The 21,057-nt window shown below is 66.6% G+C and carries 20 protein-coding genes; 16 read left to right on the forward strand and 4 right to left on the reverse strand.

The genetic code is table 11. The features are described 5' to 3' along the window. The first annotated feature begins 30 nt into the window (after positions 1–30). The 6 genes from LJ655_RS27140 to LJ655_RS27165 all read left to right on the forward strand — a co-directional run bounded on the left by LJ655_RS27140 (position 31) and on the right by LJ655_RS27165 (position 5,996). A complete protein-coding gene (locus tag LJ655_RS27140; RefSeq protein ID WP_230564252.1) occupies positions 31–1,014 on the forward strand; it encodes a sugar kinase in 984 nt (327 codons plus the stop codon). Between the two features lie 108 nt (positions 1,015–1,122). Further along, positions 1,123–2,412, forward strand: a complete 1,290-nt coding sequence (locus LJ655_RS27145; RefSeq protein WP_230564253.1) for an MFS transporter — start codon at positions 1,123–1,125, stop codon at positions 2,410–2,412. Further along, positions 2,412–3,377, forward strand: a complete 966-nt coding sequence (locus tag LJ655_RS27150) for a 2-hydroxyacid dehydrogenase (RefSeq protein ID WP_230564254.1) — start codon at positions 2,412–2,414, stop codon at positions 3,375–3,377. The genes LJ655_RS27145 and LJ655_RS27150 overlap by 1 nt, the downstream gene beginning before the upstream one ends. Positions 3,378–3,445: 68 nt before the next feature. Beyond that, positions 3,446–4,534 carry a LacI family DNA-binding transcriptional regulator gene (locus tag LJ655_RS27155; protein ID WP_230564255.1) on the forward strand — a complete coding sequence of 363 codons (1,089 nt, stop codon included), beginning with the start codon at positions 3,446–3,448 and terminating at the stop codon, positions 4,532–4,534. 97 nt (positions 4,535–4,631) lie between these two features. Next, positions 4,632–5,531, forward strand: a complete 900-nt coding sequence (locus tag LJ655_RS27160; RefSeq protein WP_230564256.1) for a YhfC family intramembrane metalloprotease — start codon at positions 4,632–4,634, stop codon at positions 5,529–5,531. Between the two features lie 99 nt (positions 5,532–5,630). Further along, positions 5,631–5,996, forward strand: coding sequence for a DUF3022 domain-containing protein (locus LJ655_RS27165; protein WP_230564257.1), 366 nt, complete (start codon positions 5,631–5,633; stop codon positions 5,994–5,996). 18 nt (positions 5,997–6,014) lie between these two features. On the opposite strand, the gene LJ655_RS27170 is transcribed toward LJ655_RS27165, so the two are convergent. Both LJ655_RS27170 and LJ655_RS27175 read right to left on the reverse strand, forming a co-directional pair. After that, positions 6,015–6,452, reverse strand: coding sequence for a PGDYG domain-containing protein (locus LJ655_RS27170; protein WP_230564258.1), 438 nt, complete (start codon positions 6,450–6,452; stop codon positions 6,015–6,017). Positions 6,453–6,674: 222 nt separating this feature from the next. After that, entirely contained in the window at positions 6,675–7,190 is a 516-nt protein-coding gene (locus tag LJ655_RS27175) for a Spy/CpxP family protein refolding chaperone (RefSeq protein ID WP_230564259.1), read from the reverse strand. A gap of 300 nt (positions 7,191–7,490) precedes the next feature. On the opposite strand from LJ655_RS27175, the gene LJ655_RS27180 reads away from it, so the two are divergent. Both LJ655_RS27180 and LJ655_RS27185 read left to right on the forward strand, forming a co-directional pair. Next, a complete protein-coding gene (locus tag LJ655_RS27180) occupies positions 7,491–7,949 on the forward strand; it encodes an Lrp/AsnC family transcriptional regulator (protein WP_230564260.1) in 459 nt (152 codons plus the stop codon). Positions 7,950–8,183: 234 nt separating this feature from the next. Further along, entirely contained in the window at positions 8,184–9,281 is a 1,098-nt protein-coding gene (locus LJ655_RS27185) for a saccharopine dehydrogenase family protein (protein WP_230564261.1), read from the forward strand. Between the two features lie 55 nt (positions 9,282–9,336). On the opposite strand, the gene LJ655_RS27190 is transcribed toward LJ655_RS27185, so the two are convergent. Both LJ655_RS27190 and cydX read right to left on the reverse strand, forming a co-directional pair. Next, entirely contained in the window at positions 9,337–9,918 is a 582-nt protein-coding gene (locus tag LJ655_RS27190) for a P-loop nucleotide/nucleoside kinase family protein (RefSeq protein ID WP_230564262.1), read from the reverse strand. Then, positions 9,915–10,058 carry a cytochrome bd-I oxidase subunit CydX gene (gene cydX / locus LJ655_RS27195; protein WP_230564263.1) on the reverse strand — a complete coding sequence of 48 codons (144 nt, stop codon included), beginning with the start codon at positions 10,056–10,058 and terminating at the stop codon, positions 9,915–9,917. Before cydX ends, LJ655_RS27190 begins: the two co-directional genes overlap by 4 nt. Positions 10,059–10,303: 245 nt before the next feature. Between cydX and corA the strand changes: the two genes are divergently transcribed. The 8 genes from corA to LJ655_RS27235 all read left to right on the forward strand — a co-directional run bounded on the left by corA (position 10,304) and on the right by LJ655_RS27235 (position 20,871). Further along, the gene (gene corA / locus LJ655_RS27200; protein WP_230564264.1) at positions 10,304–11,281 is read left to right on the forward strand and encodes a magnesium/cobalt transporter CorA; all 978 of its coding nucleotides are present in this window, start codon (positions 10,304–10,306) and stop codon (positions 11,279–11,281) included. 314 nt (positions 11,282–11,595) lie between these two features. After that, a complete protein-coding gene (locus LJ655_RS27205) occupies positions 11,596–12,567 on the forward strand; it encodes a sugar ABC transporter substrate-binding protein (protein ID WP_230564265.1) in 972 nt (323 codons plus the stop codon). A 252-nt stretch (positions 12,568–12,819) separates the two neighbouring features. Beyond that, the gene (locus LJ655_RS27210) at positions 12,820–14,412 is read left to right on the forward strand and encodes a sugar ABC transporter ATP-binding protein (protein WP_230564266.1); all 1,593 of its coding nucleotides are present in this window, start codon (positions 12,820–12,822) and stop codon (positions 14,410–14,412) included. Then, positions 14,412–15,491, forward strand: a complete 1,080-nt coding sequence (locus LJ655_RS27215; RefSeq protein ID WP_230564267.1) for an ABC transporter permease — start codon at positions 14,412–14,414, stop codon at positions 15,489–15,491. Before LJ655_RS27210 ends, LJ655_RS27215 begins: the two co-directional genes overlap by 1 nt. Positions 15,492–15,659: 168 nt before the next feature. Further along, positions 15,660–16,703 (forward strand): LacI family DNA-binding transcriptional regulator, encoded by a 1,044-nt coding sequence (locus tag LJ655_RS27220; protein ID WP_230564268.1) that lies wholly within the window; start codon positions 15,660–15,662, stop codon positions 16,701–16,703. Between the two features lie 66 nt (positions 16,704–16,769). After that, entirely contained in the window at positions 16,770–17,699 is a 930-nt protein-coding gene (rbsK, locus tag LJ655_RS27225; protein WP_230564269.1) for a ribokinase, read from the forward strand. A gap of 371 nt (positions 17,700–18,070) precedes the next feature. After that, positions 18,071–19,864 (forward strand): methyl-accepting chemotaxis protein, encoded by a 1,794-nt coding sequence (locus LJ655_RS27230; RefSeq protein WP_230564270.1) that lies wholly within the window; start codon positions 18,071–18,073, stop codon positions 19,862–19,864. A gap of 245 nt (positions 19,865–20,109) precedes the next feature. Continuing rightward, positions 20,110–20,871 (forward strand): 2-keto-4-pentenoate hydratase, encoded by a 762-nt coding sequence (locus LJ655_RS27235; RefSeq protein ID WP_230564271.1) that lies wholly within the window; start codon positions 20,110–20,112, stop codon positions 20,869–20,871. The last annotated feature ends 186 nt before the right edge of the window (positions 20,872–21,057 follow it).

Genomic DNA, 21,057 nt, shown 5'->3' on the forward strand with positions numbered 1-21,057 from the left:
TACACCCGATTGCACCTCCCGGAGCCCAGCATGACCCACCCGCACCCCGCCCTCGACGTGATCACCTACGGCGAGGCCATGGCGATGTTCGTCGCCGCCGAAACCGGCCCGCTTGCGGGCGTCGGGCACTTCACGAAGCGCATCGCCGGCGCGGACCTGAACGTCGCCATCGGCCTCTCGCGGCTTGGCTTCAAAGTGGGCTGGATGAGCCGCGTCGGCGACGATTCGTTCGGCCAGTACGTGCGCGACACGCTGACGAAAGAGGGCATCGACCAGCGCTGCGTCAGCACCGATGCGCGCTATCCGACCGGCTTCCAGCTCAAGTCGAGGAACGACGACGGCAGCGATCCGGCGGTCGAGTACTTCCGCAAGGGCTCGGCGGCGAGCCATCTGTCGCTCGACGACTACGTCGCCGATTACGTGCTGCCCGCGCGTCACCTGCATCTGACCGGCGTCGCGCCGGCGATCTCGGCCAGCTCGCGCGAGCTGGCGTTCCACCTGGCCCGCGAAATGCGTGCGGCTGGCAGGACGATCTCGTTCGACCCGAATCTGCGCCCGACGCTGTGGCCGTCGCGTGTGGCGATGGTCGAAGGCTTGAATGCGCTCGCCGCGCTGGCCGATTGGGTGCTGCCCGGCATCGGCGAGGGCAAGATTCTGACCGGCTACACGCAGCCGGAGGACATCGCGAAGTTCTATCTGGAGCGCGGCGCGCGTGGCGTGATCGTCAAGCTCGGCGCGCAGGGCGCGTATTACCGTACCGCGACCGAGGCCGCCACGATCGCGGGGCAGCCGGTCGCGAACGTCGTCGATACGGTCGGCGCGGGCGATGGCTTCGCGGTCGGCGTGATTAGCGCGCTGCTCGAAGGGCGCACGCTCGCGCAGGCGGTCGCGCGCGGCAACCGGATCGGCGCGCTCGCGATTCAGGTGATCGGCGATTCGGAAGGTTTGCCGGGCCGCGCCGAACTCGACGCGCTCGAGCTGGCCGAGGGGCCGGGCGTCGCGAGCGCGGCCTGACGCAGATCGAGCCGCATCGAGAACGACCTTCACGACAACAAGAGCGCCGGCAGCGCGCCCAGATTTTTTCATCATTGATTCGGGACGACGCCGTCCAGGGAGACTTCCATGACCTCATCGCTTGCGATTCGCCGCTGGTGGACGATCATGCCGATCGTGTTCATCACCTACAGCCTCGCGTATCTCGATCGCGCGAATTTCGGCTTCGCGTCGGCGGCCGGCATCAATCAGGATCTCGGTATCGGCAAGGGGCTCGCGTCGCTGATCGGCGCGCTGTTCTTCCTCGGCTATTTCTTCTTCCAGATTCCGGGCGCGATCTACGCCGAGCGCCGCAGCGTGAAGAAGCTCGTGTTCTGGAGCCTCGTTCTGTGGGGCGGCTGCGCGGCGTTGACCGGGATGGTCAGCAACATCCCGTCGCTGATGGCGATCCGCTTTTTGCTCGGGGTGGTCGAAGCCGCGGTGATGCCGGCCATGCTGATCTTCATCAGCAACTGGTTCACGAAGAGCGAGCGCTCACGCGCCAACACGTTCCTGATTCTCGGCAATCCGGTCACGGTGCTGTGGATGTCGGTCGTGTCGGGCTATCTCGTGCATTCGTTCGGCTGGCGGCAGATGTTCATCGCCGAGGGCGCGCCCGCGATCATCTGGGCGATCTGCTGGTGGTTCCTCGTGAAGGACAAGCCCGAGCAGGTGTCGTGGCTCACGCAGCAGGAAAAGGACGCGCTCGCGCAGACACTGCGCGCCGAGCAGGCCGCGATCAAGCCGGTGCGCAATTACCGCGAGGCGTTTCGCACGCCCGCGGTCATCAAGCTGTGCGCGCAGTATTTCTGCTGGAGCATCGGTGTGTACGGCTTCGTGCTGTGGCTGCCGTCGATCCTGAAGAACGGCTCGTCGTTCGGCATGGTCGAAACCGGCTGGCTGTCGGCGCTGCCCTATCTGGCCGCGACGATCGCCATGCTTGCAGCTTCATGGGCATCGGATAAACTCAACCGCCGCAAGGTGTTCGTCTGGCCGTTCCTGCTGATCGGCGCAATCGCGTTCGCGGCGTCGTACGGGCTCGGCTCGACGCATTTCTGGCTCTCGTATGCGTTGCTCGTGATCGCGGGGGCCGCCATGTATGCGCCGTACGGGCCGTTCTTCGCGATCGTGCCGGAACTGCTGCCGAAGAACGTCGCGGGCGGCGCGATGGCGCTGATCAACAGCATGGGCGCGCTCGGTTCGTTCGTCGGCTCGTACGTGGTCGGCTATCTGAATGGCGCAACCGGATCGCCCGCGGCATCGTATGCATTCATGAGCGTGGCGCTCGTCGCGGCGGTGATCCTGACGCTCGCCGTCAAGCCGGCCGCCGCCGCACAACGCGACCCCGCTCGCCCCACCGTCGCAAGGAAGATGAGCTGATGAAGAAGATCGTTGCCTGGAAGTCGCTGCCCGAGGATGTCCTCGCGTATCTGCAACGGCATGCGCAGGTCGTGCAGGTCGATCCGTCGCAGCATGATGCGTTCGTCGCCGCGCTGCGCGATGCCGACGGCGGCATCGGCGCGAGCGCGACGATCACGCCCGCGATGCTCGAAGGCGCGAGCCGGCTCAAGGCGCTCTCGACCATCTCGGTGGGCTACGATCAGTTCGACGTCGACGACCTCACGCGGCGCGGCATCGTGCTCGCGCATACGCCGGACGTGCTGACCGAATCGACCGCCGACACCGTGTTCTCGCTGATCCTCGCGTCCGCGCGGCGCGTCGTCGAACTGGCCGAGTGGGTCAAGGCGGGCCAGTGGCGCGCGAGCATCGGGCCTGCGCAGTTCGGGCTCGACGTGCAGGGCAAGACGCTCGGCATCGTCGGGCTGGGGCGCATCGGTGGCGCGGTCGCGCGCCGCGCGGCGCTCGGCTTCAACATGAAGGTGCTGTATACGAACCGCAGCGCGAACCACCAGGCGGAACAGGCGTATGGCGCGCGGCGCGTCGAACTGGCCGAGTTGCTCGCGCAGTCCGATTTCGTCTGCCTGCAGGTGCCGCTCACGCGAGAGACGCGGCATCTGATCGGCGCAGCCGAACTGCGCGCAATGAAGAGGAGCGCAATCCTGATCAACGCGTCGCGCGGCGCGACCGTCGATGAACCCGCGCTGATCGAAGCTTTGCGCAACGGCACGATTCACGGCGCGGGCCTCGACGTGTTCGACACCGAACCATTGCCGGCCGACTCGCCGTTGCTCTCGATGCCGAACGTGGTCGCGCTGCCGCACATCGGCTCGGCCACGCACGAGACCCGTCATGCGATGGCGCTCAACGCGGCCGAGAACCTGGTCGCCGCGCTCGACGGCACGTTGACGACGAACATCGTCAACCGCGAAGTGCTGGCGAAGTGAGTCGCGGCGGGGCGCGTGAGCTGCCGCGCCTCTGCCGGCACGAGCATACCGACACGAGCAATCAGCGAATGAGCACGACCCCGCCCAGCACGCCACCCGATCCGTCTCCCCCGCCGAGGCGCCGTGCGACGATCACCGATGTCGCGCGCGAAGCCGGCACCGGCAAGACCAGCATCTCGCGCTATCTGAACGGTGAGATGAGCGTGTTGTCGCCCGAGCTGCGCGCACGCATCGAGGCCGCGATCGCGCGGCTCGACTATCAGCCGAACCAGATGGCGCGCGGCCTGAAGCGAGGCCGCAACAGGCTGATCGGCATGCTGCTCGCCGACCTGACCAACCCGTACTCGGTCGAAGTGCTGCAAGGCGTGGAGGCCGCGTGTCACGCGCTCGGCCTGATGCCGCTGATCTGCCACGCGGCGAACGAAGTCGAGATGGAGCGGCGCTATCTGCAGTTGTTGACCACGTATCGCGTGGAAGGCGTGATCGTCAACGCCATCGGCGTGCGCGAGGAGACGTTGCGGCCGGTCGGCGGCGGCGGGATTCCGGCGGTGCTGGTCGATCGGCGGGTGGAGGGGCTGGCTGCCGACATGGTCGGTCTCGACAATGGCGCCGCCGCCGAACTGGGCACGCGGCATCTGCTCGAACAGGGCTTCGAGCACATCTGGTTCGTCGTGCAGCCGTTCGAGCAGGTCAGCTCGCGGCAGCTGCGCGTCGCAGCGTTCGATCGCGCGATGCGCGACGCTGGCCGCGCGCGCGGTCATACGCTGGTGCTCGATCTCGCCGACATGGACACGCTCGCGCGTGGCCTCGCGGAACTGGACCGTGCAATCGACTCATCGAGCGGGGCCGGTGCGAGGCTCGCCGGTGCAATGTCGCGCATCGCGCTGTTCGCGGCCAACGCACCGGTCGCGTTGCGCCTCGCGCTGCATCTGAAAGCGCGTTACGGCGCGAACTGGCAGACCCGTGTCGCGCTGCTTTCCATCGACGACCCGGATTGGGCCGAACTCGCGGGTATCACGACGATCCGTCAGCCGACCTACGACATCGGTTATCGCGCGGTCGAGTTCCTGCACGAGCGCATCGAAGGCGTGCACACGCGCGCGCGCGACTGCCTGCTGCCCGGCGAGCTGATCGTGCGCGCGTCCACGGCGCGCTGAGATCGCGAACGATCCGCGGGCAATCTGCGATCATTCGTGGTTGCGGCGCGCAGCAGTCGCGCGCCGGGGATCGCACGAAACACCCGCAAGGATACTCATGGTCGTCGCACCGCTTACCCTCGCGAGCCTCGCGCTCGCCACGCTCGTCATCGCCGCCTTACCGTTTCTGATTTACCGGCAGTTGCGCGAACCGCTCGCGCTCAGGCCGCGCGACGCGATTGCCGGTGTCGCGGTATTCGCGCTGTTCGCGATGGTGATCGAGCGTGCGCTGAACGACTATCTGCTGCGCGGCAACGAGACGACGGCGGCGTTGCTGGCGCATCCGCTCGCGTTCGTCGTCTACGGTGCGCTGGCCGCGGGCGTTTGCGAGGAAGTGGGGCGGTTCCTCGGCATGCGGCTGCTCATGAAGCGCGCCGCGGCGCGGCCGGGGGTGCGAAGCAAAGCGAGCGCGGACTCGAACGCAGGCGTTGACGCAAGCGCGGATACCAGCACCGTTGCCAGCACGGCGGCCAAGGCGCGCACGGCCGCCATGCGTGCCGACGATGGCGCCGCGCTCGGCTATGGTCTCGGCCACGGCGGCGCGGAAGCGTGGATGGTCGGCGTGCTCGTACAGCTGCAGTGGCTCGTGTTCGCGGTCCTCGAAAATCGCGGCCAGCTCGGTGACTATCTCGCCAATCTTCCGTCCGAAGCGGTGATGCGCGTGCATCTGATTCTCGCGAGCCTGACGCCGCAACTGGCCGGCATTTTCGCGCTCGAACGCATTGCGGCGCTGGTGTTCCAGATCGGCCTGTCGGTGCTGATGTGGCGTGGCGTGCGGGCCGGTTCGCGCGCCATCCTGCCGGTTGCGATCGTGGCGCACGCGTTGATCGACGTGCCCGCCGCCATGACCCAGGCGCGGCTACTGCCGCTCGCGGCGGCCGATACGATCTATGCGGTGGCAGCGGTGTTCGTCGTGGGACTGCTGATACGGAATTACCGGCGGCCGGACGCGGCATGAGCGGATGGGGGCGTGGACGCAGCCACGCGCCTCGCTATCCAACGAGCGTTTCTCTAAAATGCGCCTACGTTTCAGGATCTTCAATTCCCGGCAGCCTTCATGGAAGCTTACCAATACGACTGCGCGCATCCGGAGTTCGGCGAGCTCGCGCGCGTCATCAGCGATCTGTTTCCCGAGCAGACGCAATTCATCGAGCGGGCGGCCGAGGACGGCACGCCCGCGCTGACGATTCACTGGGTCGCGATGCGCTTCGGTTCGACCGCGCGCCGTATCGTGATGACGGTCGCGATCGCGCCGGCGGCGCTCGCGCGTTATCGCGCGATGCCGGCGCGCTTGCGCGGCCGCAGCTTCGCGGTATTGCGCGCGTACGTCGAAGCGAGCCTGGGCTCGCTCGAAGAAATGTATGCGAACGGCGAGGCGGTGCCGCGCGAAGTCACGGTGGATCTCGGCGACGAGTTCGCATGACGCGCGGCAGAAGCGGTTTCAATCCGCGAGGCGATAGACCTTCGCAAAACGCGCGGCCTGCACGACGCCATAGTCGCCGGGCGCGTACTGCATGACCCAGTCGCCGGCCGCGCCGTGCAGCACGTCGCCGCCGCTTGCCGAGCGCGCGAGCGAGAAAGCCTCGTCCATCCGGCGAGCCAGCACGACCGCCGGGCGGTTGCGATAGGCACCGGGTTCGCCGTGCGCGAGCGCGGCATCGGCGGGCACGTACTTCGCGTCGAAACGCTCGCGCGACACGACCCAGCGGTCGCCGGTCGAGCCGGTGATCAGCGCGTCGCCGCGCACGTAGCGGTTCGGGCCTTCGAGGCTCATCAACTGGCCTTCGGCGGCGGCGAATTCGACGCTTACCGTTTCGTCCTTGACGACGCGTTGAGCGTGCGGATCGTCACGCAGATCGAGATTCCTGAGTTCGGTCATGAAGCGGGGGGGAAGTTAGAGGGAGGCGTAGCGCTGAGGCGATCGTGTGCCGGGCCGCCGGGACGGATAGCCAGTCCCGGCACTGCGCAACCGAATCATGCCAGATGCATGGAGCGGCCGGGGCGTTTTGCGAGGCTGAGGAGCGGTGCGGTCGAAATCGATGACGTCCGAGCGGAACCGCGCCCGCAAGGCGGCAATGTGCGCGGCGGGCGCGCTCTTGCGTTACGGCTTCGCGGTCGCGTCACTTGCGGCTTCGGCCGCGGCCTTGCCGCCGTTGCCATGGTGGCCGCGATGATGAGCCCCCTCGGGGCCGCCCCGGTGGAACGTCACGTCGGCAAGCTTCTTCTGCTCCGGCGACAGGCTGCTATACAGCGGCTCGAACGCATCGACGAGCTTCTTCATGCCGTCCGCGTGCGCTTGCGCAATCGTTGCGTACTGTTTCATGTCGTCGAGCGCGCTCACGTTGGTGGCCTCTTTGCGCTGCTGGAACAGCTGGCTCATCGTCTCGCCGTTGCTGCGCATGACGTCGGCGAACGTCTTCCATTGCGCCTCCTGCGCGGGGGTGATCTGCAGTTGCGAGTGCAGATAAGCGATGCGGTCTTCGACGTTGCGTTCGTGGCCGGCCTTGGCCGCCGAGGCCGACTGGGCCGTATCCGGCGCCGCGGCCGGCGCGGCGGTTTGGGCGAAAGCGCCGCCCATCGAAACGGCCGTAGCCAGCAAAACCAGTGCTTTTTTCATCGAAACTCCTGATGTCTGTGCGTATCGAGACCCGGCACGCGGCGACGCGGCTGCCGCGTTCGGCTGTCGCCGCTATTAGTAACACGATATTCGTCCAATCCGATTCCTGTGCGACAAACGCTTACAACAGAAACGAACGGGAAACGGCTCGCGCGTTTGCGGCGTTCGCCCCGATCCATTGCCCCGCCCCCGTCCCACCGTGTGCTTCGCTCCTGTTGCCGCACCCCTTGACACAGCGCCGCTGGCCGCGCGGACGCGCGATAATCCGCGACATTCCGGACCAACTTCCTTTTCCCTCCGATGAGACCTCCGCGCCTCGATCAGCTCGACGACCTCGACCGCAACCTCGTTGCATTGCTGCAAGCCAACGCGCGTGAAAGTGTCGCGAATCTCGCGCGCCAGCTCGGCGTGGCGCGCACGACCGTGATCGCCCGCATCGCGCGGCTCGAACGCAGCAACGTGATTGCCGGCTACAGCGTGCGGCTTGGCCAGGACGTACTCGATTCGAGCATCGTGGCGTATGTCGGCATCATCATCGCGCCGAAGCACGGGGCGGCCGTCCAGAAGCGCCTCGGCAAAATGCCCGAAGTGCAGCTGCTGTGCGCGGTGAGCGGCGAGTTCGACTACGTGGCATGGCTGCGCGCCGATTCGCCGGAACGGCTCAACGATCTGCTCGATCAGATCGGCGGGCTCGAAGGTGTCGAGCGGACCACGACGTCGATCATCCTCGCGCGCAAGATCGACCGCGGCACGGTGTGAGTCCGCGCTGCTTCGCGAGTTCCGCGTTGACGTCTTGTTTACGGTTTTTCGACTAATCGTTCGACCGGTTCGTCGGAACGTCGAATCTGATGGTCATAGCGCAGCATTTTGCGCGTATGAACTGTTTTTGCTTCTTCCTACACTGTCGTCGAAGGGTTCGGCCCGCAGGCGCCGCGTGCCACGCGCGGCTCACTTTTCAAGCCCGGAAACGGCACGCATAACAAGGAGAAGCAGATGAAAGTAGCGATCGTTGGCGCAGGTCTGATCGGTCACACCATTGCCCATATGTTGCGCGAGACGGGCGACTATGAAGTCGTCGCGTTCGACCGCGATCAGCACGCGCTCGACAAGCTAGCTGCCCAGGGCATTCCGACGCGCCGCATCGATTCCGCCGACGCCGCCGTGCTGCGCGCCGCGATCGAGGGCTTCGACGTGCTGATCAACGCGCTGCCGTACTACCTCGCGGTCAACGTCGCATCGGCCGCGAAGGGCGCGGGCGTGCATTACTTCGATCTGACCGAGGACGTGCGCGCGACGCACGCGATCCGTGCGATCGCCGACGACGCCGATCACGCCTTCATGCCGCAGTGCGGTCTCGCGCCGGGCTTCATCGGCATTGCCGCGCACGAGCTAGCGAACCGCTTCACGGAAATCCGCGACGTGAAGATGCGCGTCGGCGCGCTGCCCGAGTTCCCGACCAACGCCCTGAAGTACAACCTGACGTGGAGCGTCGACGGCCTGATCAACGAGTACTGCCAGCCGTGCGAGGCGATCCGCGACGGCCGCACGCAATGGGTGCAGCCGCTCGAAGGTCTCGAGCATTTCTCGCTCGACGGCACCGAGTACGAAGCATTCAACACGTCGGGCGGGCTGGGCACGCTGTGCGAGACGCTGTCGGGCCGCGTCGAATCGCTCGACTACAAGTCGGTGCGCTATCCGGGTCATCGCAACCTGATGCAGTTCCTGCTGGAAGATCTGCGTCTGTCGAGCGACCGCGATACGCTGAAGACCATCATGCGCCGCTCGGTGCCGTCGACCGCGCAAGACGTCGTGCTCGTGTTCATCACGGTGAGCGGCATGCGCGACGCCCAGCTCGTGCAGGAGGTGTTCACGCGCAAGATCTTCGCGAAGACCGTGTGCGGCGTGCCGATGAGCGCGATCCAGATCACGACGGCCGGCGCGATGTGCGCGGTGCTCGATCTGTTCCGCGAGCGCAAACTGCCGCACAAGGGCTTCGTGCGTCAGGAGCAGGTAGCGCTCGGCGATTTCCTCGCGAACCGCTTCGGCAAGCTGTACGAAGGGCGGTCGCTGGAAGCGATGGCGACGGTTTGAGGTTCAGGTCGTGATCACGCGCCGGTCGCTGGCGGCGCCGCTCGAAGGGCGGCTGTCACTGAGCCACGATCCGCGCAACGAGCGTTTCGTAGTCCGCCGGCGCCGGCGCGGTATTGTCGAACCACAGCAGACCTTTGCGGCTCGCGCCGCCCGGCACGAAGCGGCGCTGCCGGTAGTCGTCCCAGTGCGCGAGCTTGTACGCATCGTTGGGATCGGCGCGCGCGACGATCCGCTGCCGCGCCACTTCGTCCGACGTCTGCACCCACACGACGCGCAGCTGCACGTCCGGCGCGACCCCCAGCCACGCATGGTCGAACAGACGCCGCTCGCGCACCTCGCGCGAGAGCGGGCCGACGATCAACGCGCTGACGCCGAGTTCGAGATTGTCGCGCGCGGTGTCGATGAGGCCGCGATACTCGGGCTCACGCAGATGCTGGAGGAACAGGGGGCTGTCGCGATCGTTCGGATCGCCGGTTAGCAGGCCCATCGCGGCCGCGCTGTAGCGGCCGTACAGCGTGTCCTTGTCGAGCAGGCAGAAGGGGGAGCCGCTCGCTTTCATGAGCGGGCCGAGCAGCATTTTTGCAAGCGTCGTTTTGCCCGTGCCCGCGTGACCACAAAAGAAAACCAGCAAACTCACGCCGGCTTGTCCTCCTGCGGCGCGGCGGCATCGGGACGCGGGTCGCGCGCGAACTTGCCGTTGGTCTCGAGCCACAACACGTTGATGATGCCGAAGCCGAGCGCCACACCCACGCCGAGAATCCAGGTGAAATACCACATCGCAGTCTCCTTGATCGTGCGGCTGCCTTTGCAGCGATCATGAAGAAGAACGCCGCGCCACGCAAGTGGCGCGGCGTTCATTAACAATCGGATACGCGCAGCTTCCCCATCGCGCCTTAACATGGCGGCTGATGCAAGCCGTCTGCAAGCGTGCTTGTCCGTGCACCCGAGACCCGGCGCCCGTCTTACGCGAAGCTTTCGCCAGAGAGCGGCGCGGTCTGCTTCCGTATCAAGGTAATCCGAACATGCTGATCAATTGCGCCGCCTATCAGGACGGCCGGAAACTCGCTGACATCGATATCGACAGCATCAGCGACTACATCGCGCGGCCCGAGTGCTTCGTCTGGGTCGCGCTGAAAGATCCGGACCCTGACGAACTCGCGGTGATGAAAGACGAGTTCAATCTGCACGAGCTCGCGATCGAAGACGCGCAACATGGTCATCAGCGCCCAAAAATCGAGGAGTACGGCGATTCGCTCTTTACCGTGATGCACACCGTCGAGCTGGACGACCAGGGCGAACTCCTGATCGGCGAAGTGGCGGTGTTCGTCGGCACCAACTATGCGCTGTCGGTGCGCCGCGGCACGCGCACCGGTTTTCAGAGTGTGCGGGCACGCTGCGAGCGCGAGCCGCACCTGCTGAAGGAGGGCTCCGGGTTCGTGCTGTACGCGCTGCTCGACGACGTGGTCGACCGTTATTTCCCGGTCATCGAGGCGATGAGCGCCGAGCTCGAAACGCTCGAGGACCGCATTTTCGACAAGAACGATTCGGCCGCCTCGCGCGCGATCATCGAGGACCTGTACACGATGAAGCGCCGGCTCGTGACCCTGCAGCACCATATCGTGCCGCTGCAGGAAGCAATCGGCAAACTGACGGGCGGGCGCATTCCGAGCATCTGCGCAGGCATGCAGGCGTACTTCCGCGACGTCTACGACCACCTCGACCGGATCGTCAGAACCATCGAGGGGCGGCGGGAAATCGTCGTCACGGCGGTGCAGGTGAACCTCGGCATGATCTCGCTCGCCGAGAGCGAGATCACCAAGCGGCTCGGCTCGTTCGCGGCACTCTTCGCGGTGCCGACGATGATCGCCGGCATCTACGGGATGAACTTCGAGCGCATTCCCGAGCTGCATTTCAGGTACGGCTATCCGGTCGTTCTGCTGGTGATGCTGGCGATCGACTTCGTGTTGTACCGGCGTTTTCGCAAGGCCGGCTGGCTGTAGCGGGCGCATCGCTCAATTTCCTCGCGGTTTCCCTTGCGGCGCGCGCGATCCCAGGCCAGCATAAGCGGCCTGTGCGTCGCGCCGCGTGCGGCGCACAGGCGATATCGACTGCACGGACCGAGCGAGCGACCCTTGCCACACGCTGCCCGGATCGATCGAGCGCATCGCGGCGCCACGGAGGCTGCGCGCCGGTGCATTGCAACACCGCGATTCGTTGACATTCCGAAAGGCTTGCATCGAGAATAGCGATCGCAAACGTTTGCGCATCACAAAAAATACGGCTCGCCATCGAGCCTGAAAACCAGGAGATTCGCATGAGCCATCGAACCCGCCGTCGCATTCTTGCTGCCGCAGTTCTCGCCACCGCCTCCGCCATCCTGCCTTTTCCCGCTGCCTACGCGCAGAACGCGCCGCATAAGCCGAAAGTTGCGCTCGTGATGAAGTCGCTCGCCAACGAGTTCTTCCTGACCATGGAGAACGGCGCGAAGGACTATCAGAAGCACAACCCCGACAAGTTCGACCTGATCACCAACGGCATCAAGGACGAAACCGACACGGCCGGCCAGATCCGCATCGTCGAGCAGATGATCGTCTCGAAGGTCGACGCGATCGTGCTCGCGCCGGCCGACTCGAAGGCGCTCGTGCCGGTCGTCAAGAAGGCGGTCGACGCGGGCATCATCGTCGTCAACATCGACAACCGGCTCGATCAGGACGTGTTGAAGTCGAAAGACCTGAACGTGCCGTTCGTCGGCCCCGACAACCGCAAGGGCGCGCGCATGGTCGGCGATTACCTCGCGAAACGCCTGAAGGCCGGCGACGAGGTCGGCATCATCGAGGGCGTGTCGACCACCACCAACGCGCAACAACGCACCGCGGGCTTCAAGGACGCAATGCAGGCCGTCGGCGCAAAGATCGTGTCGGTGCAGTCGGGCGAATGGGAAATCGACAAGGGCAACGCGGTCGCCTCGGCGATGCTCAACGAGTATCCGAACCTGAAGGCGCTGCTCGCCGGCAACGACAACATGGCGATCGGCGCGGTGTCGGCCGTGCGTGCGGCCGGCAAGCAGGGCAAGGTGCTGGTGGTCGGCTACGACAACATCGGCGCGATCCATCCGATGCTGAAGGACGGCCGCGTGCTCGCCACCGCCGACCAGTTCGCGGCGAAGCAGGCCGTGTTCGGCATCGATACCGCCTTGAAGGCGTTGAGCGAAAACAGGAAGCAGTCGCAATTGTCGGGCGTCGTCGAAACGCCGGTCGTTCTGGTGACGAAGGAGACCCTGAAGTAAGTGCGCGGCGCCCGGCTTTCGTTTTTATTCAACGAACGCTCAAGAATCCCACCGCGCCGCCGTTAATTCCAGAGACAAGCGTCATGACGGCGGTTCGCGCGGTGAGAGGAAGCGCGGCCATGAGCACCTGCGTATTCCGCGCAGTGGGCCGGCATGACTCGTGGCGGCCGGGCGCGGCTCGCCGTGCGGCACGCGCCGCGGGCCGCCGGTGCGCCACGAAGGCGCTGTAAGCGCCATGCAACCAGGAGCGCGATGGATTCAAACGACCACGACGCCTTGCCTGTCGTGCTGACCGTCAGCGGTATCGGCAAGACCTATGCGGAACCGGTGCTCGCCGACGTGTCGCTGTCGCTGCGGGCGGGCGAGGTATTGGCGTTGACCGGCGAGAACGGCGCGGGCAAGAGCACGCTGTCGAAGATCATCGGCGGGCTGGTCGAGCCGAGCGCCGGCACGATGCGGCTTGCCGGCGCGCCGTACGCACCCGCGAGCCGCACCGAGGCCGAGGCGCTCGGCGTGCGTATGGTGATGCAGGAGTTGAATCTGCTGCCCACGCTGTCGGTTGCCGAGAACCTGTTCCTGAACCGGCTGCCGCGCGCGGGCGCGTTCAGCTTCGGCTGGATCGATCGCCGCAGGCTGCGCGAGAACGCGCGCGAGGCGATGGCGCAGGTCGGGCTCGATGCGATCGATCCCGGCACGCTGGTCGGCGAACTCGGCATTGGTCATCAGCAGATGGTCGAGATCGCCCGCAACCTGATCGGCGACTGCCGCGTGCTGATCCTCGACGAACCGACCGCGATGCTGACCGCGCGCGAGGTCGATCTGCTGTTCGAGCAGATCGATCGGCTCAAGGCGCGCGGCGTTGCGCTCGTGTATATCTCGCACCGGCTCGAGGAGCTGGCACGCGTGGCCGAACGGGTCGCCGTGTTGCGCGACGGCCGCCTCGTGCAGGTCGACGCGATGGCGAACCTGACGAGCGAGCAGATCGTCACCTCGATGGTCGGGCGCGAACTCGGCGAGCATATCGATCTCGGCGAACGCAACATCGGCGCGCCGCTCCTGAAAGTGGAGCGTCTCGCGCGCGGCAAGGTCGTGCGCGACGTGTCGTTCGAGGTGCGCGCAGGCGAGATTTTCGGCGTGAGCGGCCTGATCGGGGCGGGCCGCACCGAGCTGATGCGGCTCATTTACGGCGCCGATCCGAAGGACGGCGGCAGCGTGTCGCTCGCCGCGACGCCGGGCGCGCCGCCCACGCCGGTGCGGATCGACTCGCCGGCGGACGCGGTGCGCGCGGGCATCGCGCTGATCACCGAAGACCGTAAGGGCGAAGGCCTGCTGCTGCCGCAACCGGTCGCAGCCAACATATCGCTCGGCAATCTCGGCAGCGTCGCGGCCCACGGCGTGCTCGACGCGAAGCGCGAGAACGCGCTCGCGCGCAAGCAGATCGCCGCGATGCGCATTCGCAGCTCGGGGCCCGCGCAGGTCGTCGGCGAGCTGTCGGGCGGCAACCAGCAGAAAGTCGTGATTGGCCGCTGGCTCGCACGTGACTGTCGCGTGCTGTTGTTCGACGAACCGACGCGCGGCATCGACGTCGGCGCGAAATTCGATATTTACGGCCTGATGGGCGCGCTCGCTCGCGAGGGTCGCGCGCTCGTCATGGTGTCGAGCGATCTGCGCGAGCTGATGCTGATCTGCGACCGGATCGGCGTGATGTCCGCGGGCCGTATGACAGGCGTGTTCGAGCGGGCGAACTGGAGCCAGGATGCGCTGCTCGCGTCCGCGTTCGCCGGCTACCGGGGCCGCGAAGCGCTCCTGCACACGCACACCGCCAACGAAGCAGGGAGTCTGTGATGACCGATCAATCGTGGCGCGACGCGGCGGGAGTCAAACAGGGCGAAAAGCAGGGCGGCCAGCAGGCTGGCGCGCCGGACGCGCCGCTCGCGACCGCGCCCGCCGACCCATCGGCGCCGCTCGCGAGCGGCAAGCCGGCCGGCACGCGGCTCGGCTTTTCGAACTACCTCGGTCTGGCCGGCGCGCTGCTCGCGATGATCGTGCTGTTCTCGCTGCTGAGTTCGCACTTTCTGACCTACGACACCTTCAGCACGATCGCCAACCAGATTCCGGATCTCGTCGTGATGTCGGTCGGCATGACCTTCGTGCTGATCATCGCGGGAATCGATCTGTCGGTGGGGTCGGTACTCGCGCTCGGGGCGTCGGTCGTCAGCGTGGTGACGCTGAAGTGGGGCTGGGGGCCGGCCGCGGGTGCGCTGCTCGGAGTCGCGGTCGCGGCGCTGACCGGCACCGTGACCGGCGCGGTGACGGTCGGCTGGCGGATTCCGTCGTTCATCGTGTCGCTCGGTGTGCTCGAGGCGGCGCGCGGCATGGCGTATCAGATGACCAATTCGCGCACCGCGTATATCGGCGACGCGTTCGATTTTCTGTCGAACCCGATCGCGCTCGGCATCTCGCCGGCCTTCCTGATCGCGGTCGCGGTGATGGTGGTCGCGCAGCTGGTGCTGACGCGCACGGTGTTCGGCCGTTATCTGGTCGGCATCGGCACCAACGAGGAAGCGGTGCGGCTCGCGGGCGTCAATCCGCGGCCGTACAAGGTGATCGTGTTCGCGCTGATGGGCGCGCTGTCGGGACTCGCGGCGCTGTTCCAGATCTCGCGGCTCGAGGCGGCCGATCCGAACGCGGGCGTCGGCCTGGAGTTGCAGGTGATCGCGGCCGTCGTGATCGGCGGCACGAGTCTGATGGGCGGGCGCGGTTCGGTAATCAGCACGTTCTTCGGCGTGCTGATCATTTCGGTGCTGGCGGCAGGCCTTGCGCAGATCGGTGCGAACGAGCCGACCAAGCGCATGATCACCGGCGCGGTGATCGTGGTGGCGGTGGTGCTCGACACGTACCGCAGCCGCCGCAAACGCGTCTGAGGCATGCGCTGCCGCGCAGCGACGAATGAGTGTGGTCTGTCCTCGATGGGGACGTCCGGCGGGTCGCGAGGCGGCGCGGCCGGAGCGAACGACAGACCGTAACGGTTTTGCATGGGATCCGGGTCGGTGCCGAAGCACCAGCTCAGGTCAACGGGAGAACAACAAGTTATGGCGACGATCAAGGATGTAGCGGCCGTGGCGGGTGTGTCGTTCACGACGGTATCGCATGTCGTGAACAACTCGCGGCCGGTGTCGGCCGATGTGCGCGCGAAAGTCGAACACGCGATCCGTCAACTGCACTACGTGCCGTCGGCGGTAGCGCGTTCGCTGAAGGCGCGTGCGACCGCGACGATCGGACTCGTGGTGCCGAACAGCACCAACCCGTATTTCGCCGAGCTCGCGCGCGGCATCGAGGACGGCTGCGCGCGCAACGGCTACTGCGTGTTCTTCTGCAATTCCGACGACGATCCCGCGAAGCAGCGCAATTACCTGCGGGTGCTGCAGGAAAAGCGCATCGACGGACTAATCGTCGCATCGGCCGGCGACGACGCGGTCCTTGCGCAGACGCTTGCCGACTCGCGCGAACCGCTCGTCGTGGTGGACCGCAACATCGAAGGAGTCGACGCGGACCTCGTGCAGATCGATCACGAGCGGGGCGCGTATCTGGCCACGCGGCATCTGCTGGAGCTCGGGCATGTGCGGATCGGCTGTATCACGGGGCAAGTGCATACCGCGGTCAGCGCGATGCGCGTGCACGGCTTCATTCGCGCGATGGCCGAGTGCGGCATCGGGATACCGGCCGATGCGATCGTGGAAAGCGATTTTTCGGGTGCGGGCGGACACCGCGCGGCCGCGAAGCTGTTCGATACGGTCAGGCCGTCGGCGATTTTCGCGGGCAACGATATGATGGGCATCGGCGCCCTGCGTGCGGCGGCTGAACGCAATATCAGCGTGCCGCGCGACTGCTCGATCATCGGTTTCGACGATATCGAGCTGGGCCGCTTCACGTTTCCGTCGCTGTCGACGGTCGGGCAGTCGGTGCGCGCGCTCGGCGACAAGGCCGCGCAGACGCTGGTCGAGCGGATCGCCGAGGCATCGTCGAACAATGCTGCGCGCGCGCCGGCGCGCCGGCACGTCGTGTCGCCGCGGCTGATCGTGCGCGAATCCACCGCGACATGGGCGGGCGACGCGCGGCGCGATCTGGCAGCTTGATGGGTGGTACGGGCGACGCGCGCGCGGGATAGCAACGCCGCCCGCCGCGCAACGGAGGACATTCAAGTGGCAAGCAACGATGCGCGCGCACGCGTGACGGTGGTCGGCAGCCTGAACATGGACCTCGTGGTGCGTTCACCGCGCCTGCCGCAGCCGGGCGAGACGCTGGCCGGCCGCACGTTCGCGCAGGTCGCGGGCGGCAAGGGCGGCAATCAGGCCGTTGCGGCCGCGCGGCTCGGCGCGCAGGTGTCGATGCTCGGCTGCGTCGGCGCCGACGCGAACGGCGCGCAACTGCGTGCGGGCCTCGAAGCGGAGCACATCGACTGCGCGGCGGTCGAAACCGGCAGAGAGCCGAGCGGCGTCGCGCTGATCGTCGTCGACGACGCGAGCCAGAACACCATCGTGATCGTCGCGGGCAGCAACGGCGAGGTCACACCGGCGACCATCGCGCGGCATCAAGCGACGCTCGCCGCCGCCGCTGTCGTGGTCTGCCAGCTCGAAACGCCGCCCGAGTCGGTGCGCGCGGCGCTAGCGGAGGCGCGGCGGCTCGGCAAGACCGTGATCCTGAATCCGGCGCCCGCCACCGGACCGTTGCCGGCCGACTGGCTGCCGCTGATCGACTACCTCATTCCGAACGAAATCGAGGCCGCCGCGCTGAGCGGCCTGCCCGTCGACTCGCCCGACGACGCCGCGCGGGCCGCCGCCGCGCTGCGCGCGGCCGGCGCGCGCAACGTGCTGGTCACGCTCGGTGCGCGCGGTGTACACGCGGCGCTCGAAGGCGCGGCTGCGACGCTGTACGATCCGCCGCACGTCGAGGCGGTCGACACGACCGCGGCCGGCGACACCTTCATCGGCGGCTTTGCGGCGCAACTCGCGCAGGGTGCGGGCGTCGAAGCGGCAATCCGCTTCGCGCAGCGCGCCGCCGCGTTATCGGTGACGCGCGCAGGCGCGCAGCCGTCGATTCCCACCAGCGCCGAGGTCGAGGCTTTCGCCTGAAGCCGTCGCGGCGTGAGCGCGCTCGCCCGCTGCCTGATCGAACCGCTGCGCCACTGCGCCACCGCGCCACCGCGCCGAGCGACTCTCCCCGCTCGTCCCACAACCCCAGCCCCGCCGCATACCTCAAAACTCGTGCTTTGACAAGTCCATCGGCGTCGCCCCAAACGCGCGCGACTGCACCGTCTCCAATCAATCCTCTTTCAACGTCTTTCAACGTCATTCTTCAGACGTTTTAAATGCTTCAAGTCTTCCTGAGTGTTGCCGTAAACGGGATTAGAGCGTTCACTCAAAAACGCCGGACCAAAAAAACAAACACGCCGCCCAATGCTGCGCAGGCAACCTCTCCGTCAGTACAGAACACAGGACCAAGCATGTTGAATAAAGGCATCACGATCAAGGCGCGAATCGGTCTCACGATGGCGTTCCTCGCCGCGCTGCTCGTTGCGATCAGCGTTTTCGGTCTGGTCGGCATGAGCCGTTCGAACGACGCCTATATGAGCACCTTCACCGACGCGATGCCGAGCGCGGTGAACGTCGGCAATGCGGAAATGTACGTGGCGCGCGAACGCCTCGCGCTCGACCGCGCCGCGTTCCAGGCTGGCACGCCGGATGCGGCATCGACGCTCGAGCGCGCGCGCATGCTCAGCGGCCAGTCCGAGATGTGGTGGAAGAAATATCTGGAGCTGCCGCGCGGCGCGGACGAAGAGCGGCTCGCGCAGGACGTCGCCGCGAAGCGCAACGCACTGCGTCAGAAGCTCGACGCGTTCGCGGCGGCGATCACGGCGAACGATCAGACCAGGTTGATCGAGGATGCGAAGAATCTGCAGGTCGTGTTCAATGACCTCGTCGGCGCCGACGATGCACTGCGCAAGTTCCAGTTCAATTCGGCCAGCCAGGGCTATAACTCCGCGCAGAGCAACTTCGAGACGTTCCGCATCGTCAGCATCGGCGCGCTGGTGGTCGGCGTGATCGCGGCGGCCCTGTCGTATCTGACGCTGAGCCGCGCGATCGCGCGTCCGCTCGGCGAAGCGCTCGGCCATTTCGACGCGATCGCGGCCGGCGATTTGCGCCGTCCGGTGGTCGTGACGTCGCGCGACGAAATGGGGCAACTGCTCGAAGGAATCGCCAGAATGCAGCACAGCCTCACCGAAACGGTGCGGAGCGTGCGTGGCGGCAGCGAGTCGATCGCGACCGCGACGCGGCAGATTGCAGCGGGCAACATCGACCTGTCGTCGCGGACCGAGGAGCAGGCGTCCGCGCTGCAGGAAACCGCGTCGAGCATGGAGCAGCTGACCGGCACCGTGCGCCAGAACGCGGACAACGCCCGCCAGGCCAGCGCGCTCGCCGCCAACGCGTCGGAGATCGCCAACCGGGGCAGCGCGGTGGTCGGCCAGGTGGTCGGCACGATGGGCGAAATCAACCAGAGCTCGGCGAAGATCGCCGACATCATCTCGATCATCGAGGGCATCGCGTTCCAGACCAACATCCTCGCGCTGAACGCGGCGGTCGAGGCGGCGCGTGCCGGCGAGGACGGGCGCGGCTTCGCGGTCGTCGCGGGCGAGGTGCGCAGCCTCGCGCAGCGTTCTTCGGCGGCGGCCAAGGAGATCAAGGAGCTGATCGATACCTCGGTCGAACGCGTGCACTCGGGCTCCGCGCTCGTCGATGAGGCCGGCCGCACGATGAGCGAAATCATCGGCGCGGTGCAGCGCGTGACCGACATCATGGGCGAGATCGCGGCGGCGTCGGAGGAGCAGAGCGGCGGCATCGACCAGGTCGCGCGCGCGGTCACGCAGATGGACGAGGTCACACAGCAGAACGCGGCGCTCGTCGAGGAAGCGGCGGCCGCGGCGTCGTCGCTCGAGGAGCAGGCGCTCCGGCTGCGCAGCGTGGTTGCCGTGTTCCAGGTCGACGACAGCGGCCGCGGGGCTCACGAAGCGGGGGCGCCCGCTGCACCGAAGCGCGTGGCTTCCCCGAGCCCGATCGCCACGCGCCCGCGCAAGCTCGCGCGTGGCTCGGTGCAGCCGGCCGCGCCGGCGAGAGCATCGATCCCGGCCACAGCCAAAGCCACAGCCGCTGTCGCGCCGCAGGCGCCGGCCGCACCCGTGCACGCGGCGGCCCGGTCCGCGGCGACGGCCGGTGGCGATCAGGAATGGGAGACGTTCTGAGATCGCTCAGGTCGACGTGCACATGGGCAGGAGCTTCCGCATCCGCGGATTTTTTTAGGGTGTGCACACGATTTAACGTTTGCGCGCCGTTGCCTTTTACCGTCACGCGCTGCGATCCGGTACATTGACGGGCACGGCCCCGGTCCGTCTGCACGGGGCGCGCCCACCCGCACCTCGAACGGGCGGCTCCTCCCTATCGCCAAGCCCTGTGAATCCCTGCCATGCGCCAGCCACAAAGAACCGACATGACGCGATACGACCTTGCGCAACACCTCGTCGAGGCGCGCCGTCAGCATCGTCCGATCGATGCGCCCGCACCCGACAGCCTGCCGCCCGATGCGGCGACCGCCTACGCTATCCAGCAGGCCGTGATCGCGGGTCTCGGCGAGACGACCGGCGCGTGGAAGATCGGCGCGAAGTCGCCGGGCGGCGCGGCTTCGGGCGCGCCGATTCCAGCCTCGCTGGTGGTGCCGTCGCCGGCGCGGCTCGCGCATGAGAGATTCTTTCGCGTGTTGGTCGAACTCGAGATCGCGTTCCGCTTCGATGTGACGATCGAGCCGCGCGCCCAGGCGTATGCGCGCGACGAGGTGCTGTCGAAGCTCGGCGCCGTGCTGCCGGCCATCGAGATCGTCGACAGCCGCTTTGCCGAATGGCCGAACGTCGCACCGCTCGCGCAATTGGCCGATGCGCAGAACAACGGCGCGCTGGTTACCGGACATCCGGCCGTCTACGCGAGCCTTGCGCGCGGCTTCGACTTCGTGTCGCCGGAGTTGGAGCTGAGTTTGAACGGCCATTCGCTGCTGCCGGAGGTGACCGGCAATCCGGCGGGCGATCCGCGCGAGCTGCTCGTGTGGTTCGTCAACCATTGCGCGGCGATGGGCATCACGATCGAGCGCGACTGGACCTTGACCACGGGTTCGTATGTCGGTGCGCACAAGATCGACGAGCCGGGCATCGTGCGCGGTCATATCGACGGGCTCGGTGAAGTGGAAATCGAATTGACCTGACTGATCGAGCGGCGGTCGTTACACAAATTACGACGCAACATCGCAGACGGCTGCCCGAGGGCGGCCGTTTTTATTTTGGCTAATGCGAAAGGGTGGCGGCCTTTGAGTCGTTAACCTGTTCGAACGCTTTGTTGCAACTTCGCCTCGTTTTTCCGTATACATCTATGAGAGCGGCGGCCAGCGAAA

The organism is Paraburkholderia translucens (genome assembly GCF_020881035.1).
Classification (GTDB): domain Bacteria; phylum Pseudomonadota; class Gammaproteobacteria; order Burkholderiales; family Burkholderiaceae; genus Paraburkholderia; species Paraburkholderia translucens.